The organism is Ensifer sp. 4252, assembly GCF_050434565.1.
Lineage (GTDB): Bacteria > Pseudomonadota > Alphaproteobacteria > Rhizobiales > Rhizobiaceae > Ensifer.
Window position 1 is genome coordinate 23,267 of sequence record NZ_JBNDIU010000010.1, and the last position, 15,993, is coordinate 39,259.

Genomic DNA, 15,993 nt, shown 5'->3' on the forward strand with positions numbered 1-15,993 from the left:
CCCGCTCCTGTTTGCTGGAGGGCCGAGGGCGCCGTCCGCTGAACTGGGATCAGTGTAAGAGAAGAATATAAAATTTATGGAGTTTGTTTATTTTGTTGTCGGCGCGCTTTGCGGAATGCTTTTGCGGCCGGAGAGGCCGGCCGGGAATAATCGTCATCGCGAAGATAGGGATCGGTTTTTGCAGGGTCTCGGCTTGTGGACGCCCGTCTCATCGAGTTCACGGTTTTCTGGCCGGTTCGCGCATTCATCTGGCCGGGCCAGACAATGACGTTTGAGGCGTGGCGGTGCTAGTTCCATGCCGGAGAGATTGAAGTCCGGGCGTTCCCGGACAGGCAAGGAGCTGGCCATGCACGTCGATATCACCGAGTTTCCACACGTCTGGATGGATTTTACCCATGATGCCGGCCAGACGACAGACGAGGTGCTGGAGGTCTACACGGACTTGCTCGCAGGCGGCGAGCCCTTCGTCTTTCTCGGTGAAGGCGGCGACTTCGAAGGCGACAATACTGCACAGGATGTGGCAGATAGGAAGAAGATCTCGCTTTGGATGAAACGGAACAAGCGGACGATCACGGCCTTGGTTCGCGCAATGATCTATATCGAGCCGAATGTCTCGAAGCGGATTGCCGCTAGAGCCTTTGCATTGGTTTACGAGAAGTTCTGGGGGTATCCGATGTTCGTCGCCGCTAACAGGGATGAAGCCATGGCCATCGTCCGAACTGTACTGTTTTTTGGGCAAGAGGCGGATCTGGAATTCGACGCTCCCCAATCTTCGGTCTGAAAATTTCACCGGGACGCCATGCTCATCACCGCCTTGCCAACGCAGGATTTCGAGCCGGACGACAGCGCCCGGCCGATTGCGGCTGCCGGTTTCTCGATGCTGACAGACGGTGGCGAGATGCCGTGGCACCGACATCGGCGCTCGCAGGTTTTCTACAACGAGAGCGGCCTCATTACCTGTGAAACGGAGCAGGGCGTCTGGGTGATCCCGCCGCAGGGCGCCATCTGGATTCCCGGCGGCCTGCTGCACAAGTCGCGCTCCGGAGCGGAGATGACCGGGGTCGCGCTCTTCGTCGAGCCGGGTGCCCTGGACGGGCTGCCTGGTGCCTGTTGCAGTCTTGCCGTGTCTCCGCTTCTGGCGGCCCTTCTCATGCGTGCGGCGGCATTGCCGGCGCTCTATGACGAAGAGGGTACGGACGGCTGCGTCGTTCGCCTGCTTCTCGATGAGCTGGCGCATTCCCCGGTCGAGCAGATCCACCTGCCGCGTCCGGGGAATGCGCGCCTTCGCGCAATGACCGACGGCATGCTGGCAGATCCGGCAAACCGTCGCACGGTCACCGAATGGGCTGGTCATATCGGCATGAGCGAGCGCAACCTGCGACGGCTGTTCCTGCAGGAAACGGGAATGAGCATTGGGCATTGGCGACGGCAGATGCATGTCGTCACCGGCGTGCAATTGCTCGGTAACGGACTGACGTTGCAGAATGTCGCGCATGAACTCGGCTACGAGAGTGTCAGCGCCTTTGCCACCATGTTCAAGAAGCAGACGGGAAAACCGCCCGGCCGGTTTTTGGCCGAACGTCGACCGCACGACATTTCTTCATAGGCCGACCGATCATCGCTGCGGCTTGGCCGTTCTGCGCTTGCGCGCACAGGCTCAACGGGTTTCGGCGGCGGTCGAGCGGGTCCGGCGGCGAGCCGCGGTCGGCCGTTCTCAATCCAGCAGGTCGAAAGCCCGGTACATCCAAATAAGCTGATAGGTAACCGCGCCGATGAGGAACGCGGCATGAAAACGCCGGTTCGGCGTCCAGGCGGCGATCAGGCAGAGCACGATGTAGGTCACGTTGCGCATCGGATATTCGAGTCCATAGGACGCGAAATAGGCTTTGCCCTTGAGCGCGGTGTCGACGAGATCGACGGCAAAGGCGAGCGCCAGAAAGGCGAAGAACCAGCTCCGCCGCGACATGAAATAATGCTCGTAGTCGCTGTAATCCTCCAGCGTCGTCGGAAACAAGAGCACGCAGAGAAAGAAGAAGACGCAGCAATAGAGGATGACGAACAGATAGACGGTGACGTCGAGCACGGGCAAGGCATGGAGATGGAATTCCCACCACCAGAAGTGCACGAGGAAAACGAACATGAACAGGACCCAGCCGAGGTGGATCCAGTAGACCCTGGTCTTTCCCGGATGCTGCACGAAGAGCGCAAGCCCGCTCAGGAGCCTCGCGAGACTGAGGCTGACGACCATGCCCATCACGACGCGGATATGCGAGAAAATCGCCGGATCGGGCTGCGTCGGGTCCATGAACGCTCCTCCTATTCCTCCGGCACTGCCTTCGGCTTGCCGTTCTCGTCGAGCGCGACCATGACGAAGATCGCGTCGGTCACCTTTTCCATCAGATGCGAGAGATAGCGTTGCGCCCAAGCCTCGACCTTGAGCGTCATCGAGGTGCGTCCGACCTTGACGACATCGGTGTAGATGCAGAGCGTATCGCCGATCTTGACCGGTAGCGCGAAGGCCATCTCCTTGACTGCCGCCGTCACCACGCGCCCGCGCGCCCGCTCGGCGGCGCGAATGCCGCAGGAAAGGTCCATCTGCGCCATGACCCAGCCGCCGAAGATATCGCCGGCTGCATTGGCATCGGCAGGCATTGCGAGTGTGCGCAAGGTCAGTTCGCCGGTCGGTTTGTTTTCTGCGGTCATGCGGCCTGTCTCCCTGTGTCGGGAAAGATGTAGCGCATGGTTGCTTCGTCAGGGAAGAGCGCCGGGCGACAATTCGCGCCGGGTGCATAGCGGCGAACTCCATTTCTTTCGAAGGCATTAATTGAGCATTGTAAAATTTAGGGATCGTTTGTTAGGGGCTTTGCAAAGTGCCATCGCTATCCTGCACGCTTCTACTGGAGGCAGGGGACTGGGGATGAAAAGATTCAGGATTTCGGTGCGGCTCTACGCGCTTGTCGCGTTCGCGCTTTTAACCATGGCGGCGGCGTTGACCTTCGGTTTGTTTCAAGCGCAGGACAAGCTCGTCGGCGAACGCAAGGCGATGCTGTCGGCAATGAACGAGAATGCCATTGCGGTGTTCGACGCCTATCACAAACAGGAAGTGGCCGGCACGCTGTCGCGCGAGGATGCGCAGAAGCGCGCGCTCGAAGCGATCAAGGCGATGCGCTACCAGGGCAGCGGCTACTTCTGGATCAACGACATGCATCCGACGATGATCATGCATCCGATCAAGCCGGAAATGGATGGCAGCGATCTCACAGCCAATAAGGATCCCAACGGCAAGCACCTCTTCGTCGAATTCGTCAAGACGGTGGAAAAGAGCGGGCAGGGCTTCGTCGACTACTACTGGCCGAAACCCGGCGCCGACGAGCCGGTGCTGAAATACTCCCATGTCGCCGGCTTCAAGCCCTGGGGTTGGGTGGTCGGCACCGGCGTCTATTCCGACGATCTGGCGGCCATGTTCCGCGAACGCGCCTGGCAGGTGGCCGGCATTCTTTTCGCCGCGGCGTTGGCGATCGTGATGGCGGCGCTGGCGATCGTGCGCAGCGTCGTCAGGCCGGTCGAAAAGCTGAAGGCGTCGATGCGGTCGATTGCCGACGAGGATCTCTCGTCCGAAGTGCCGGAAACCGACCGTGGCGACGAGATCGGCCAGATGGCCAAGGTTCTCGTTGTCCTGCGTGATTCGGTGCGCGAGCGATTGGAGCTGCGTTCCCGCGAAGCCGAGCAGCAGGACAGGCTGGAGTCCGAGCGTCGCGGCAACGAACAGCGCCAGCGGGCAACCGCTGACGCACAGGCCGATGCGATGGAAACCGTCGGTGCTGCGCTCGAGCTGCTGGCAAGCGGCGATCTGACGGCCGAGATCGGCCAAATCGCGCCGGAATACGGCAAGTTGAGACAGGACTTCAATACGGCGGTTGCTGCTCTTCGAGACGTTATCGGTTCGATCTCGCATTCGACCGAGATCGTCACCGCCAGCGCCGGCGACATTTCGGAAGCGGCCAACAACCTGTCGCGCCGCACCGAGCAACAGGCGGCGGCACTGGAAGAGACAGCGGCGGCGCTTGACGAGATCACCTCGACCGTGCGCCATTCCTCCGACCGGGCCAACGAGGCGCGCAACATGGTCGATGAGACCAGGGCGAGTGCGGCGAAATCCGGTGGCATCGTGCGCAACGCCATCGACGCGATGGGGCGGATCGAGACCTCGTCGAGCCGGATCAGCCAGATCATCGGCGTGATCGACGAGATCGCCTTCCAGACCAATCTTCTGGCGCTGAACGCCGGCGTTGAAGCGGCGCGGGCAGGCGAAGCCGGCCGTGGCTTTGCGGTGGTTGCCCAGGAAGTGCGCGAACTGGCGCAACGTTCGGCCGGTGCCGCCAAGGAGATCAAGGAACTGATCGGAACATCGGTGCGCGAAGTCGGCGCAGGCGTCGAGCTCGTTCGCTCGACAGGCGATGCGCTGACCGAGATCGAAGCGCTGGTGAACCGGGTCAATGAACAGGTCGCCTCGATTGCAACGGCGGCCCGCGAACAGGCGACCGGCCTGGCGGAGGTCAATACTGCCGTCAACAGCATGGACCAGATGACCCAGCAGAACGCGGCAATGGTGGAAGAGACGACGGCGGCAAGCCAGACGCTTGCGGCCGAGAGCCGCGAACTGAAGATGCTGCTGACGAAGTTCCGGCTGCAGGAAACTGCCCGGCAGACCGCTTACGGCCGAGCTGCCTGAGTACGACGCCAGCGGTGATCAACGATGGGCCCGTGTGCGGCAGCACGCGGGCCTTTCGGCATTTCTGCCCTTGGGCGATGCGAGCGAATCGATCGGAAGTGCCGATGTGCGGTGGGGGCGGTTCGACCTTCTCCGATCGTTGACGTTTTGGGTTCCGTTCAACCGCTGGTCAGTCGGGCAAGGGGCGGGCTTGACCAATCCGTGTACGGAGATAGATACGGCTGAACGGGAGTTGGAATGATGCGGCATGGAGCCGGGTCGCCCGTCTGCCGGTGCTAGAGGGGATATTCATGGCGCTTCTCAGACTTCTTTTTACGCGGCCGGGGGCGGCTATTTTGCTGGCGTTCGGATTTCTGTCCGCGTGTACCGTCGTGGTTGACGAGCCGAGACCTGGTCCGCGGCCGACCCGCCCCCAGATGTGCACGATGGAATATGCGCCGGTCTGCGGGGCGCGGGGCAACCGCACGCGTACCTTCTCGAATTCGTGCCAGGCACGGGCCGACGGCTTTAACGTCATCCACCGCGGCGAGTGCCGCCCGGATTACCGTCCGCCGGAGCGCGAGCCGCAGGCCTGCACCCGTGAATATGCTCCGGTGTGCGGCCAGCGTGGCCGCCAGCAGCAGACGTTCTCGAATGCCTGCATGGCGCGGGCCGATGGCTTCCGGGTGGTTTCGCCCGGCGAATGCCGCCGCGACGACAATCGTCCGCCACAGGGCCAGTTCTGCACCCGCGAGTACGCGCCGGTCTGCGGCCAGCGCGGCAACCGGATGCAGACCTTCCCGAACTCCTGCGAGGCGGGTGGCGCCGGCTTCCGGGTCGTGCATCCCGGTGGGTGCCGCTAGGCACGCGCCGCCGGTAAGAATAACAAAGGCCCGCGCCGAGCAACCTGCGCGGGCCTTCTTGCGTCGGGCTGTCAGGACGTTGCGAACGTCGGATCCGCTGAATTTCGGGTGCAGACTGCAAGGCTTCATTTACCGTGTTTGCATAAAATACGTCCCAAATCGGGCTTTTTCGTCGATGTGCCCGGCTTGCGACACAGGCGGCCTGCACCGTTTTGATGACGGGTGGGTGCGGCGTGGCGATGTCTTCGGTATCGCTCTGGATGAAGGCGGCAAATCGGTATGGCGTATGTTTCCTCACTCCATCGTCCGTTGACGGCGTTCGCGCTGTCGCTCTCTCTTGTCGCCTGCACGACCGATGTGCTGACACCCTCGGCCCGTATCGACGGTGGCGAACGCGTCGGTGCGATCAGGCCCGTTCCGGTTGATGCAGTGCCCGGACAGGAGGTTGCGGCCTATCCTTCTGGCGAGCCGGTTTCGACTTTCAATAACAGCGGCGGCAGAACGATGCCCGCCGAGCCGCATCAGCAGACACGTCGCGCGTTGCCGATGATCGACAGCGAAGAGGCGGCGCTTTCCGGCGCCCAGCAGGTCAGCACCGGCTCGACCGCCATTCCTTCCGAAGGCGTCAACATGGATCAGATGCTTGGTGTGGAGTCGGTGGTCGGGCTGGCCGAGGAGCAGAGCAACGAGATTGCCGAGGGCAACGCCAGCCAGCCTGTGGTCGGCGGCATCGGCGAGGACAATGTCCGCCAGCTCGGCAGTCCGCCGCAGACCTTGAACGAGGCGCAGGCGAGCCTTGGCGGCGACCCGGATCTGCCACCGCTGACGGCCGAACAAATTGCAGCCGAAGAAGGCGAGCGTACCCGCGCCTTCGAACGGCAGAAGGCGATGCAGCGGGCCCAGCAGCCGCAACAGGTGGCGATGCTGCCGCGCATGCGCAACCCGCTGTCGACTCCCGAGAGACAGTATACCGGTCAGATGCCGGGCTCGGAGATTGCCTGCCGCCAACGGCTGCGCAAGCTCGGCGTCGAGTTCCGCGATATCCCGCGTATCAGCAACGGGCCCTCCTGCGGCATCGATTATCCGATCGAACTCAGCGGCCTGGCGGGTGGCATCGGCGTCAAGCCCGCAGTCAAGCTCAACTGCGAAGTGACGGAAGCCTTTGCGAAGTGGGTGAAGTACGAGCTGGCGCCATCGTCGCGCTACCGCTACTGGTCTGGCGTCAAGACGATCAAGCCGCTCGGCGGTTACTCCTGCCGCACCATGAACTCGCGCCGGGGCAACCCGATGTCCGAGCATGCGCATGGCAACGCCATCGATGTCGGCAAGTTTGTGCTGAAGAACGGCAAGGAAATCGACGTGCGCAAGAAGGGCTTCTTCGCCTTTCGCGAGAAGGGGCTTTTGAAGGCTGTTCGCACCGATAGCTGCAAATACTTCAACACGGTTCTCGGCCCCGGCAGCGATCCCTTTCACAAGGATCATTTCCACTTCGATCTCCGGACACGCAAGACTGGTTATCGTCACTGTGATTGAGCATCTGGTGGCGCCATGCCTATCGTGAGCCGGCAAAAAAAGAGGCCGGCGAGGAGCCGGCCTATGTCCGGAGAGGGGGCTCCGGAACTGAAGCGATGCGTGCAAATCACGTGGCGGACGGGCCGCGTGCCACGCCAAACTGATTGAAAACCATCACCGTTTCGTGACAGAACTGTCGCGTCGGCGGCAATATTGCGTTCCTTCGCCGGATTCCCACTGCCACGATGGAGCACGCCGTGCCGCCGGTTTCGGAACTGATGATGTTTGCCCTGGCGCTGGCCGCCGCCGGCGTGGTCGCCGGGCTGCTTGCCGGTCTCTTCGGCATTGGCGGCGGAGCGATCCTCGTTCCCGTTTTTTACCAGGTCTTCGGGCTGCTCGGCATCGACGATGCGGTTCGCATGCATCTTTCGGTCGGAACGTCGCTTGCCATCATCGTGCCGACCTCCGTGCGGTCCTTCCTGTTGCACTACAAACGCGGCGTCGTCGACATGGCGCTGTTGCGAAACTGGACCATTGCCGTGCCGCTTGGCGCCATCCTTGCATCGGTCATCGCGGCCTCTGTCAGCAGCGGAACGCTTCGGCTGATCTTTGCGGTGATCGCGCTTGCCGTCGCCTTTCGCATGCTGTTCAACCGCGCGAGCTGGCGGCTTGGATCCGATCTGCCGGGCAATCCGGTGAAGTGGCTGGTCGGCGTGGCGATCGGCACCCTCTCGGGGCTGATGGGCATCGGTGGCGGCGTTCTCAACAACACCTTCATGACGCTCTATAACCGCCCGATTCACCAGGCGGTCGCGACGTCTGCGGGCGTCGGTGTGTTGATCTCTATCCCTGGTCTGTTCGGCTACGTCTGGGCCGGGTGGGGCATGCCTGGTCTGCCGCCGCTTTCGACCGGCTTCATCAACTGGATCGCCGTTGGCCTGATCATACCGATCACGTTGCTGGTTGCGCCACTCGGCGTGCGCGCCGCTCACGCCATGAACCGCCGGCAGCTCGAGGTAGGTTTCGGCATTTTTATGATTCTGATTGCAGCCCGTTTTTTCTACAGCCTCTACGGTTAAGTCGTTTTTATACTGTAGGTTTTAGCGCCTTCTCACGGATTGATTTCAGGATTTGACCCAATTTTGGTGCATCGCTCTCCTGTGGTGCGCAATTGTAACAAGCTGAATTTGCTATATGATTTTCTCTGCCAAGATCGATGTGGGCCGATGTCTGTCGGTAACGCGTTTGTGTGTCGTCTGGCTTGCGCATAAGTAATATGATATTATATTACTTCATATAACAATCATGGATAGAATCCGGGCTTGTCCCGGACGCATTGTTTTTGGTCCACTCACTCCTTGACACGACGGGAGGCCGACATGGGAACTGTGATGCGATTTCCAGGGGTGCGCGCCGACATGACGGCGCATGCCACAGAAGTTTCGAAGATCCTGCGCACGCTTGCCAATCGCAACAGACTGCTGATCGTGACGGCGCTTCTCGAAGGGGAGCATTCGGTGGCGGCACTGGAAGAATTGCTCGGAATCCGCCAACCGACGCTGTCACAACAACTGACCGTGCTGCGGGAGGCCGGCGTCGTTTCGACGCGGCGGCAGGCCAAGCAGGTTTTCTATCGCCTGAGCCATGATAAGGTTGCCCGGCTCGTGGGCACGCTTTGTCAAATCTTCTGTCGCGAAGGCGCGAAAAAATGAATGAGTACTGGAATGCGCTTGCCGGAGGCCTGTTGATCGGGCTGTCGGCGGCGATGCTGATGGTGGCCAACGGGCGTGTGGCCGGTGTCAGCGGAATAACCGGCAGACTGTTGCAAGGTGTGCAGGCCGCGACCGGCATCGTCTTCGTTCTTGGCCTGATGGCGGGCCCCGTGATCTACCGTCTTTTCTCCGGTACCTGGCCGACCGTGACCGTCACCTCCTCCTGGCCATTGCTGGTGGTCGGCGGGTTGCTTGTCGGCTTTGGCTCGCGCATGGGCTCTGGCTGCACAAGCGGTCACGGTGTCGTCGGTCTCGCCCGACTTTCCCGTCGGTCGATCGTAGCGGTTGCCACCTTCATGATCGCGGCCATCGTCACCGTCTACCTCCAAGGGTTCGTCCAATGAACGGCAGCGCCTTCCTGCGCCCGTTGGCAACGCTTGCCTCCGGCATCATCTTCGGTGTTGGCCTGTCGCTCTCCGGGATGCTGGATCCGGCCCGCGTTCGCGCTTTTCTCGACGTCACGCGCGATTGGAACCCGAGCCTTGCCTTCGTGCTCGGCGGCGCGGTCGCCGTCTCAGCGCTCGGTGTCCTTATGACCCGGCGCATGCGGCGCCCACTGCTCGACGATGCCTTTCATCTGCCGGGGAACCGTGTCATCGACCGTCGCCTCATCATTGGCTCGGCGATCTTCGGTGTCGGCTGGGGCCTCGTCGGTCTCTGCCCCGGTCCAGCGGTGACATCACTTTCGCTCGGGTGGCCGGCGACGGCACTTTTCGTGGTCGCCATGCTTGCCGGCATGGTGCTGCATGACCGGTTGCCGCGCGTTGGGCCGAGTGAGCAGGGGCGGGACAGCGGTCCGGTTGGGATGGAAGGCGGCCGATTGTCCTGATGTTGACGCTCTGTCACTTTGTTTTTTGCGGGGTGCGGGCTGCAAATCGTGATGAATCGGCCCATATAGGCCAGACCTGCCGACTTCGCCCCCCGCATTCCGGATCAGCTTCATGGCGCCAATCGTTTCCGTTTCCAATCTTTCGAAGACCTATGCCTCGGGCTTCAAGGCGCTGAAAGGCGTCAGCCTCGATATCGAGCAGGGCGAGATCCTGGCCCTGCTTGGTCCGAACGGGGCGGGCAAGACCACGCTGATTTCCATCATCTGCGGCATCGTCAATCCGAGTGGCGGCACCGTGTTGGTCAATGGCCATGACGTCGTGCGGGATTTTCGCCAGACTCGGTCGATGATCGGCCTGGTGCCGCAGGAACTGACGACGGATGCCTTCGAGACGGTCTGGAACACCGTCACCTTTTCGCGCGGCCTGCACGGCAAGAAGCCGAATCCGGCCCATATCGAGAAGGTGCTGAAAGACCTGTCCCTCTGGGACAAAAAGGACAACATGCTGCGTGAGCTTTCCGGCGGCATGAAGCGGCGTGTGCTGATTGCCAAGGCGCTGTCGCATGAACCGCGCGTGCTCTTCCTCGACGAGCCGACGGCCGGCGTCGACGTCAGTCTGCGCAAGAGCATGTGGGAAGTCGTGGAGCGGCTGCGCGCCTCGGGTGTGACGATCATCCTGACCACACACTACATCGAAGAGGCGGAAGAGATCGCCGACCGCATCGGCGTGATCAACGGCGGCGAGATCCTGCTGGTCGAGGACAAGACGGCGCTGATGTCGAAGCTCGGGCGCAAGCAGTTGCGGGTCGACCTGTCGCATCCGCTGGAAGCCGTGCCCGAAGCGCTCTCGGGTTACAATCTGACGCTTGAGGGGGATGGTCATTGTCTCATCTACGATTATGACACCAGCGCCGAGCGCACGGGCATAACCTCGCTGCTTGCGGCTCTCGCCGAAGCAGGCGTGCGTCTCAGGGACATTTCCACGCGGCAGAGCTCGCTGGAGGACATTTTCGTCGAGATCGTGGGAGCAGGACGATGAACATCGAAGCGATCAAGTCGATCTACTTCTTCGAGATGGCGCGCACACGGCGCACCCTGCTGCAGAGTGTGGTGTCGCCGGTTATTTCCACTTCGCTCTACTTCATCGTCTTCGGTGCAGCGATCGGCGCGCGCATCCAGGAGATCGACGGTGTCTCCTATGGCGCCTTCATCACGCCGGGCCTGATCATGCTGACGCTTCTGACGCAGTGCATAGGCAACGGCTCGTTCGGCATCTATTTTCCGAAGTTCACCGGCACGATCTACGAGGTCTTGTCCTCGCCGGTGTCGATGATCGAGATCGTGCTCGGTTATGTCGGCGCGGCGGCGACCAAGGGGTTGATGATCGGCACGATCATCCTGTTGACGGCTTCGCTGTTCGTCGATCTTTCGATAGCCCACCCCATCGCCATGGTGTTCTTCTTCGTGCTGACAGCCGTGTCGTTCAGCCTGTTCGGCTTCATCATCGGCATCTGGGCCAAGGACTTCGAGCAGTTGAACCTGATCCCGATGCTGGTGATCCCGCCGCTTGTGTTCCTTGGTGGCAGCTTCTACTCGATCGACATGCTGCCACCGTTCTGGCAGGCGGTCAGCCATTTCAACCCGGTGCTCTACCTCATCAGCGGTTTTCGCTGGAGCTTCTTTGAAGTATCCGACGTCAATCCGGTCTTCAGTGCGGCGATCATTCTGGTGTTCCTGACGGTCTGCCTGTCGGTACTCGCCTGGATCTTCCGCACGGGCTATCGGCTGCGGAACTGATGATGGTGAGGTACTGCCTGTTGCTTGGGTCGCTCGTCTGTCAGGTCACATCGGCATAGCGCATCATCGCCTGCGGATGGTGCAGAAAGCATGTCGCGCAAAAGTGTGCAGCGGTTTGCGATAACGACATGCGCAAGAACAAGAGCTTAAAGCGCAATGAGCGAATCCCAGAGATCGCGACGCGCTTTGAGCGGATGGCTGCGGACGGCAAGCCGCATATCGCCACATGCACGAAGACGCGTTCGTCGCAAATGCCGATCAGTCGCGCAGTCGAAGCTCGTCGGTGCGCATCTGCAGGAAGTCGAGCGTCGACAGGAAACTCATGCCGAGCAGGCTCTGGTCGAGCTTGCCTTCAGCGGCGACCATCGCACGGATGTCGTTGCGCACGATCGGGCCGATGGAGACCTCGGAAAGCCGCACGGGCGCTGCCATTGCCTGACCATTGGCGGTCATGACCGTCATCGTATAGCTCAGATTGGCCGGATCGAGCCCGATATGCTCGGCATCTTCATAGGTCAGCGCAATGCTGCTGGCACCGGTATCGACCAGCATGTTAATCTGCTTGCCGTTGACCGCAGCATTGGTCTCGAAGTGGCCGTTGATCATTTTCTGCAGCACCACCTCCTGGCGGCCTTCGCTGTCGGTAATGACGGTCGCGCGACCGGGTATCAGACCGGAGAGCACCCGGTTGCCGAAACCCTGAAGTTCGAAACGGTAGACATAGGCCGAGATGAGGGCGAGCACGATCAGCAGCCAGATCGCCGCCTGCCGTGCACCTTCGCCAAAGCGGTGGCGGCTTTGCCAGATGCCGGCGCTCAAGAGCGTCGCAATTGCGCCGAGCGAGACGAGTTGGCCAAAATCGTCATTCGTCAGTCCGAAGGTGCGGCCGGCATCGTGGTTGACGATCAGCAACAAGAGGCCGATCGCAAGGATCGAGAGCAGGATAAAAAGGCGTGTCATGCGTTGCCGCGTTCCCTAGCCATGCGCGCGCGGCGCGTTTCACGCCGGGGCTTTCGCTCCATCGTTTCAAGTCTTGCCGGGAGCGCCAGCATGATCGCGTGTCTGTCGTCGTCGGTGTAGAGCGTCCAGGCGCCGATCTCGTCTCGCGTGCGACCGCAGCCGAAACAGTAGCCGGTGTTGTCATCGATCGAACAGACAAGAATACAGGGAGATTCCATGGTTCTGTGCTGATGGTCCTGGGTTTCACGCCTGACGGCATTGTTTCGACTGATTATATCGGCGTTTCAAACTGTCAGTGCAAGGGCGCCGAGAATGGCGATCTCAGTCAGTTGCTGTGTGGCGCCGATGGTGTCGCCGGTGTGGCCGCCGATCTTGCGGGTGGCGAGACGACCAAAGGCGGCAACGGTCGCGATGAAGGCCACTAGCGACAGAACGAGGGCGAGTGCCGGGGCCTTGGCGAAATAGAAAAGCAGCATGGCGGCAAGGACACCTGAGCCAAGCGCAAAGGACGTGGCGTCCGGGTCGGGTTCGCCGGCCGAGGCGGCAACACCGTCACGGCGTGCCGGCGGCAGGCGCTTCCAGTGCCAGACCATGGCCGCGCGGCTGAGGGCGGAGACGCCAAGGATCATGAGGCCGGCGCTTGTCGGCGTGAACAGCGGCAGGAAAGACGCCAGCGCCGATACGCGAAGACCGAAGGAGAGGATCAGCGCGACGGCGCCATAGGAGCCGATGCGGCTGTCCTTCATGATCACCAGCGCTGCCTCCCGATCGCGCCCGCCGCCGAAACCGTCGGCCGTGTCACTGAGCCCATCCTCGTGCAGGCAACCGGTGATGAGCGCCTGCACGGCGACGACGACGAAAGCGGTGAAGAGGGAGCTGACCTGGAGCGCAATCAGCAAGGAGGCAACGGCGGCTGCGGGGAGAGCGATCAGCAGGCCCGCCAGCGGGAAGGCGCGGACGGCACGATTGAGCCGTCCGTCATAATCGACGAAATGGCGTTGCGGCATATGGATGCGGCTGAGGAAGGCGACCGAGCGCGCCAGATCGTCACAAAGGTCGCGAAGGTAGGTCATGGCCCCTCCAGTCCGCGGCGCACCGAATCGACGCCCGTTCGGCGGATCATGCTCCGGCGACGCCGATTGGCGCAAATGTCGTTGCCCGAAATTTCCCCGCCCTCTATGAGGAGCGTGGATTGAGCTTCACGATATGCAAGGATTCTTCTCCATGAGCGCCAGCGGCCTGCCGTTTGATGATTTCCGCGAATTGTTGCGCAACCTGCCAGGCCCGAATTCGGCCGCGCTGGTTGCCGCCCGTGATCGCGACGCGCAGTTGACGAAGCCGCCGGGCGCGCTCGGGCGCCTCGAAGAGATCGCTTTCTGGCTTGCTGCCTGGACGGGTAAGCCGCCGGCGGTCAATCGGCCGCTCGTCGCCATCTTCGCCGGCAATCACGGCGTCACCCGTCAAGGCGTTACGCCGTTTCCCTCGTCGGTCACGGCGCAGATGGTCGAGAACTTTGCTGCGGGGGGTGCTGCGATCAACCAGATCTGCGTCAGCCACGATCTCGGCCTGAAGGTCTTCGACCTCGCGCTCGACTATCCCACAGGCGATATCACCGAGGAGGCGGCCCTTTCCGAGCGCGACTGTGCGGCAACGATGGCCTTCGGCATGGAAGCTGTCGCCGGGGGTACCGACCTCTTGTGCATCGGCGAGATGGGCATCGGCAACACGACGATCGCCGCTGCGATCAATCTTGGCCTTTACGGCGGCACTGCGGAAGAGTGGGTCGGCCCGGGCACGGGTTCGGAAGGCGAGGTACTGAAGCGCAAGATCGCCGCCGTCGAAAAGGCGGTCGCGCTGCATCGCAACCATCTGTCCGACCCGCTCGAGCTGATGCGCCGTCTTGGCGGTCGCGAAATCGCCGCCATGGCCGGCGCCATCCTTGCGGCCCGCATGCAGCAGGTCCCCGTCATCCTCGACGGTTATGTGGCGACGGCTGCCGGCGCGATCCTCAAGGCTGCCAATCCTTCGGCGCTCGACCATTGCCTGATCGGCCACGTCTCCGGCGAGCCCGGGCATATGCGGGCGATCGAGAAGCTCGGCAAGACGCCGCTCCTGGCACTCGGCATGCGGCTTGGCGAAGGCACGGGCGCTGCCCTTGCCGCCGGCATCGTCAAGGCGGCGGCTGCCTGCCACGGCGGCATGGCGACGTTTGCGCAGGCCGGCGTCAGCAACAAGAACTGACGAAGAAACGGCGGGCCTTCGAGCGAAAGCCCGCCGTTTGCTGTCGATTGCCTGTCCCAGGCACCACACTTGTCTGCGGCGGGCTTGCTGGTCGCATTCTTCTCGCCTATCCACAGGCGCATATGCGCGCTGCAGCCACCTGCCGGCGCCTCTGCAACCGAGACCGCCTTGCATTCGCCTCAATGACGATGTCGAAGCAGCGCAGTTTATAGCCAGTCGAGATGAAATGGACGCCAACAATACCACGCCCCGCCGCGGCCAGACCGGTCCGGTCGAAAAGCAGACCGGGATCCGCCATCTGTTCGCTGCCGCCAGCTATTCGCTGGGCGGCGCCAAACGGCTGATCGGCGAGGCGGCGTTCCGGCACGAGCTGATCGCCTTTGCGATGGCGATGGTCGCGTTCGCCATCGCCGGCGCCACCTTCTTCCAGTATGTCGCCATGGCGATCCTGTTCCTGTTGATGATGGCCTTCGAGGCGATCAACACGGCGATCGAAGAGATCGTCGACCGTGTCTCGCCGGAAATTTCGGAGATGGGCAAGAACGCCAAGGACCTCGGCTCCTTCGCTTGCATGTGCCTGATCGTCGCGAATGTGGTCTATGCCGGCTACGTCATTTTTGTCTCGGGCGTCATCGACTGAGACGACACATCTCGCGGCGAAACGGACGCTAACCGATCTTGATGACGGTATCGGAGATAAACACCATCGGCGGTATCGCCAGGTTCTCGGGGGCAGGACCCTTACGGATGCGGCCGGCCGTGTCGTAGTGCGAGCCGTGGCAAGGGCAGAACCAGCCGCCGTATTCGCCGGCCTGGCCGAGCGGGATACAGCCGAGGTGGGTGCAGACGCCGACCATCACGAGCCAGTTCTCTCGTCCTTCTCCGGCCGAGCGCGCAAGATCGGTGGCCGGCTGGTCCTTGGGAAGATTGGCGTTACGCGCCACCGGGTCCTTGAGTTCGTCCATCGCGACCGCTTTCGCTGCCTCGACCTCCTTGGGCGTCCTGTGGCGGATGAAGATCGGGCGGCTGCGCCACCTGAGCGTCATCGACGCCCCCTCCTCAAGCGAGGCTACGTCGACCTCGACCGAGGCCATCGCCAGCGTCGAGGCGTCAGGATTCATCTGGTTTAAGAACGGCCACAAAGCACCACCCAGTCCAACTGCGCCCGCAATGCCGGTCGAAAGATAGAGGAATTCACGCCTCGTCGGTTCCCTTTCAACAGTGAATATGTTCATGCCACAGCGCTCCTTCCGTCGCGCCACGCGGTCGAGCGACATGCCCCTGGCGAGGGGCAGAAGGGATGTCCGA

19 protein-coding genes are annotated in these 15,993 nt (G+C 62.0%); 13 read left to right on the top strand and 6 right to left on the bottom strand.

Annotated elements, in window-relative coordinates; all coding sequences use genetic code 11:
• Positions 1 to 346 precede the first annotated feature (346 nt).
• The gene (locus ABIE33_RS19040; protein ID WP_429128021.1) at positions 347 to 781 is read left to right on the top strand and encodes a hypothetical protein; all 435 of its coding nucleotides are present in this window, start codon (positions 347 to 349) and stop codon (positions 779 to 781) included.
• Positions 782 to 799: 18 nt separating this feature from the next.
• Positions 800 to 1,606 (top strand): AraC family transcriptional regulator, encoded by an 807-nt coding sequence (locus tag ABIE33_RS19045; protein WP_429128024.1) that lies wholly within the window; start codon positions 800 to 802, stop codon positions 1,604 to 1,606.
• A 108-nt stretch (positions 1,607 to 1,714) separates the two neighbouring features.
• Here ABIE33_RS19045 and ABIE33_RS19050 read toward each other — a convergent pair whose 3' ends face one another.
• Both ABIE33_RS19050 and ABIE33_RS19055 read right to left on the bottom strand, forming a co-directional pair.
• The gene (locus tag ABIE33_RS19050) at positions 1,715 to 2,305 is read right to left on the bottom strand and encodes a hypothetical protein (protein ID WP_429128027.1); all 591 of its coding nucleotides are present in this window, start codon (positions 2,303 to 2,305) and stop codon (positions 1,715 to 1,717) included.
• An 11-nt stretch (positions 2,306 to 2,316) separates the two neighbouring features.
• Positions 2,317 to 2,703, bottom strand: a complete 387-nt coding sequence (locus ABIE33_RS19055) for an acyl-CoA thioesterase (RefSeq protein ID WP_429128029.1) — start codon at positions 2,701 to 2,703, stop codon at positions 2,317 to 2,319.
• A gap of 214 nt (positions 2,704 to 2,917) precedes the next feature.
• Between ABIE33_RS19055 and ABIE33_RS19060 the strand changes: the two genes are divergently transcribed.
• The 9 genes from ABIE33_RS19060 (at position 2,918) to ABIE33_RS19100 (ending at position 11,484) form a co-directional block, all read left to right on the top strand.
• Complete coding sequence (locus ABIE33_RS19060) at positions 2,918 to 4,732, top strand: methyl-accepting chemotaxis protein (RefSeq protein ID WP_429128032.1); 1,815 nt, start codon at positions 2,918 to 2,920, stop codon at positions 4,730 to 4,732.
• Positions 4,733 to 5,022: 290 nt separating this feature from the next.
• Positions 5,023 to 5,574 carry a Kazal-type serine protease inhibitor domain-containing protein gene (locus tag ABIE33_RS19065; protein WP_429128035.1) on the top strand — a complete coding sequence of 184 codons (552 nt, stop codon included), beginning with the start codon at positions 5,023 to 5,025 and terminating at the stop codon, positions 5,572 to 5,574.
• Between the two features lie 279 nt (positions 5,575 to 5,853).
• Entirely contained in the window at positions 5,854 to 7,107 is a 1,254-nt protein-coding gene (locus ABIE33_RS19070) for an extensin family protein (RefSeq protein WP_429128038.1), read from the top strand.
• 236 nt (positions 7,108 to 7,343) lie between these two features.
• Positions 7,344 to 8,165 (top strand): sulfite exporter TauE/SafE family protein, encoded by an 822-nt coding sequence (locus tag ABIE33_RS19075; protein WP_429128040.1) that lies wholly within the window; start codon positions 7,344 to 7,346, stop codon positions 8,163 to 8,165.
• Between the two features lie 300 nt (positions 8,166 to 8,465).
• The gene (locus ABIE33_RS19080; protein WP_429128042.1) at positions 8,466 to 8,798 is read left to right on the top strand and encodes a metalloregulator ArsR/SmtB family transcription factor; all 333 of its coding nucleotides are present in this window, start codon (positions 8,466 to 8,468) and stop codon (positions 8,796 to 8,798) included.
• On the top strand, positions 8,795 to 9,202 hold the full coding sequence (locus ABIE33_RS19085) for a YeeE/YedE family protein (protein ID WP_429128045.1): 408 nt from the start codon (positions 8,795 to 8,797) through the stop codon (positions 9,200 to 9,202). Before ABIE33_RS19080 ends, ABIE33_RS19085 begins: the two co-directional genes overlap by 4 nt.
• On the top strand, positions 9,199 to 9,687 hold the full coding sequence (locus ABIE33_RS19090; RefSeq protein WP_429128046.1) for a DUF6691 family protein: 489 nt from the start codon (positions 9,199 to 9,201) through the stop codon (positions 9,685 to 9,687). The genes ABIE33_RS19085 and ABIE33_RS19090 overlap by 4 nt, the downstream gene beginning before the upstream one ends.
• 112 nt (positions 9,688 to 9,799) lie before the next feature.
• Positions 9,800 to 10,726, top strand: a complete 927-nt coding sequence (locus tag ABIE33_RS19095) for an ABC transporter ATP-binding protein (RefSeq protein ID WP_429128049.1) — start codon at positions 9,800 to 9,802, stop codon at positions 10,724 to 10,726.
• Positions 10,723 to 11,484, top strand: a complete 762-nt coding sequence (locus ABIE33_RS19100; protein WP_429128051.1) for an ABC transporter permease — start codon at positions 10,723 to 10,725, stop codon at positions 11,482 to 11,484. Before ABIE33_RS19095 ends, ABIE33_RS19100 begins: the two co-directional genes overlap by 4 nt.
• A 258-nt stretch (positions 11,485 to 11,742) precedes the next feature.
• On the opposite strand, the gene ABIE33_RS19105 is transcribed toward ABIE33_RS19100, so the two are convergent.
• The 3 genes from ABIE33_RS19105 to ABIE33_RS19115 form a co-directional block, all read right to left on the bottom strand.
• Positions 11,743 to 12,444 (bottom strand): TIGR02281 family clan AA aspartic protease, encoded by a 702-nt coding sequence (locus ABIE33_RS19105; RefSeq protein WP_429128054.1) that lies wholly within the window; start codon positions 12,442 to 12,444, stop codon positions 11,743 to 11,745.
• On the bottom strand, positions 12,441 to 12,662 hold the full coding sequence (locus ABIE33_RS19110) for a DUF1289 domain-containing protein (protein WP_429128057.1): 222 nt from the start codon (positions 12,660 to 12,662) through the stop codon (positions 12,441 to 12,443). Before ABIE33_RS19110 ends, ABIE33_RS19105 begins: the two co-directional genes overlap by 4 nt.
• Positions 12,663 to 12,728: 66 nt before the next feature.
• Positions 12,729 to 13,517, bottom strand: coding sequence for an adenosylcobinamide-GDP ribazoletransferase (locus tag ABIE33_RS19115; protein ID WP_429128060.1), 789 nt, complete (start codon positions 13,515 to 13,517; stop codon positions 12,729 to 12,731).
• Between the two features lie 151 nt (positions 13,518 to 13,668).
• On the opposite strand from ABIE33_RS19115, the gene cobT reads away from it, so the two are divergent.
• Together cobT and ABIE33_RS19125 are read left to right on the top strand one after the other, a co-directional pair.
• Positions 13,669 to 14,685, top strand: coding sequence for a nicotinate-nucleotide--dimethylbenzimidazole phosphoribosyltransferase (cobT, locus tag ABIE33_RS19120; RefSeq protein WP_429128063.1), 1,017 nt, complete (start codon positions 13,669 to 13,671; stop codon positions 14,683 to 14,685).
• Between the two features lie 226 nt (positions 14,686 to 14,911).
• Positions 14,912 to 15,325, top strand: coding sequence for a diacylglycerol kinase (locus ABIE33_RS19125; RefSeq protein WP_429128066.1), 414 nt, complete (start codon positions 14,912 to 14,914; stop codon positions 15,323 to 15,325).
• A 28-nt stretch (positions 15,326 to 15,353) separates the two neighbouring features.
• Here the strand turns inward: ABIE33_RS19125 and petA are convergent, their stop codons facing one another.
• Positions 15,354 to 15,920 carry a ubiquinol-cytochrome c reductase iron-sulfur subunit gene (petA, locus tag ABIE33_RS19130; RefSeq protein ID WP_429128069.1) on the bottom strand — a complete coding sequence of 189 codons (567 nt, stop codon included), beginning with the start codon at positions 15,918 to 15,920 and terminating at the stop codon, positions 15,354 to 15,356.
• Positions 15,921 to 15,993: the final 73 nt, after the last annotated feature.

What these genes read in the sequence shown, in the direction of transcription:
- ABIE33_RS19040 (WP_429128021.1), top strand. Translation starts at nt 347, where the DNA reads ATGCACGTCGATATCACCGAGTTTCCACACGTCTGGATGGATTTTACC.
- ABIE33_RS19045 (WP_429128024.1), top strand. Translation starts at nt 800, where the DNA reads ATGCTCATCACCGCCTTGCCAACGCAGGATTTCGAGCCGGACGACAGC.
- ABIE33_RS19050 (WP_429128027.1), bottom strand. Translation starts at nt 2,305, where the DNA reads ATGGACCCGACGCAGCCCGATCCGGCGATTTTCTCGCATATCCGCGTC.
- ABIE33_RS19055 (WP_429128029.1), bottom strand. Translation starts at nt 2,703, where the DNA reads ATGACCGCAGAAAACAAACCGACCGGCGAACTGACCTTGCGCACACTC.
- ABIE33_RS19060 (WP_429128032.1), top strand. Translation starts at nt 2,918, where the DNA reads ATGAAAAGATTCAGGATTTCGGTGCGGCTCTACGCGCTTGTCGCGTTC.
- ABIE33_RS19065 (WP_429128035.1), top strand. Translation starts at nt 5,023, where the DNA reads ATGGCGCTTCTCAGACTTCTTTTTACGCGGCCGGGGGCGGCTATTTTG.
- ABIE33_RS19070 (WP_429128038.1), top strand. Translation starts at nt 5,854, where the DNA reads ATGGCGTATGTTTCCTCACTCCATCGTCCGTTGACGGCGTTCGCGCTG.
- ABIE33_RS19080 (WP_429128042.1), top strand. Translation starts at nt 8,466, where the DNA reads ATGGGAACTGTGATGCGATTTCCAGGGGTGCGCGCCGACATGACGGCG.
- ABIE33_RS19085 (WP_429128045.1), top strand. Translation starts at nt 8,795, where the DNA reads ATGAATGAGTACTGGAATGCGCTTGCCGGAGGCCTGTTGATCGGGCTG.
- ABIE33_RS19090 (WP_429128046.1), top strand. Translation starts at nt 9,199, where the DNA reads ATGAACGGCAGCGCCTTCCTGCGCCCGTTGGCAACGCTTGCCTCCGGC.
- ABIE33_RS19095 (WP_429128049.1), top strand. Translation starts at nt 9,800, where the DNA reads ATGGCGCCAATCGTTTCCGTTTCCAATCTTTCGAAGACCTATGCCTCG.
- ABIE33_RS19100 (WP_429128051.1), top strand. Translation starts at nt 10,723, where the DNA reads ATGAACATCGAAGCGATCAAGTCGATCTACTTCTTCGAGATGGCGCGC.
- ABIE33_RS19105 (WP_429128054.1), bottom strand. Translation starts at nt 12,444, where the DNA reads ATGACACGCCTTTTTATCCTGCTCTCGATCCTTGCGATCGGCCTCTTG.
- ABIE33_RS19110 (WP_429128057.1), bottom strand. Translation starts at nt 12,662, where the DNA reads ATGGAATCTCCCTGTATTCTTGTCTGTTCGATCGATGACAACACCGGC.
- ABIE33_RS19115 (WP_429128060.1), bottom strand. Translation starts at nt 13,517, where the DNA reads ATGACCTACCTTCGCGACCTTTGTGACGATCTGGCGCGCTCGGTCGCC.
- cobT (WP_429128063.1), top strand. Translation starts at nt 13,669, where the DNA reads ATGAGCGCCAGCGGCCTGCCGTTTGATGATTTCCGCGAATTGTTGCGC.
- ABIE33_RS19125 (WP_429128066.1), top strand. Translation starts at nt 14,912, where the DNA reads ATGGACGCCAACAATACCACGCCCCGCCGCGGCCAGACCGGTCCGGTC.
- petA (WP_429128069.1), bottom strand. Translation starts at nt 15,920, where the DNA reads ATGAACATATTCACTGTTGAAAGGGAACCGACGAGGCGTGAATTCCTC.